The sequence below is a fragment of the Paraburkholderia sp. SIMBA_054 genome, assembly GCF_046534875.1.
In the GTDB taxonomy this organism is placed as follows: domain Bacteria; phylum Pseudomonadota; class Gammaproteobacteria; order Burkholderiales; family Burkholderiaceae; genus Paraburkholderia; species Paraburkholderia hospita.
This window is the reverse complement of record NZ_JAWRXV010000559.1, coordinates 1-289: the sequence shown is the minus strand read 5'-3', so window position 1 is coordinate 289 and position 289 is coordinate 1. Positions and strand designations below refer to the sequence as shown.

Genomic DNA, 289 nt, shown 5'->3' with positions numbered 1-289 from the left:
GGCGCGTACAGGAAGCCAAACAATGCCGCACCAATCGGAGCAAAGCTGCCGGTCATCAGGTGACGTACCGCAAAGGCAACGCCATCGCCAATCATGCGACCAAACGGACCAATCAGCGCATGGGCGAGGAACACGGCGAGGATCAGCGAACAGACGGGCACCACCACCAGATAGAGGTAATCCGGTACGATGCGTTTAAGGCGAGTTTCAATAACGCCCAGTGCCAGCCCGGCTAACAGTGCCGGGATCACCTGTGCCTGATAGCCCACTTTGGCGATGCTGAACATGC

General features: G+C 58.1%; 1 protein-coding gene. It reads right to left on the bottom strand.

What is annotated here, in order from left to right; all coding sequences use genetic code 11:
* The coding region (locus SB822_RS56330) for a PTS transporter subunit EIIC (RefSeq protein WP_410859010.1) at positions 1-289 on the bottom strand (289 nt) is incomplete at both ends.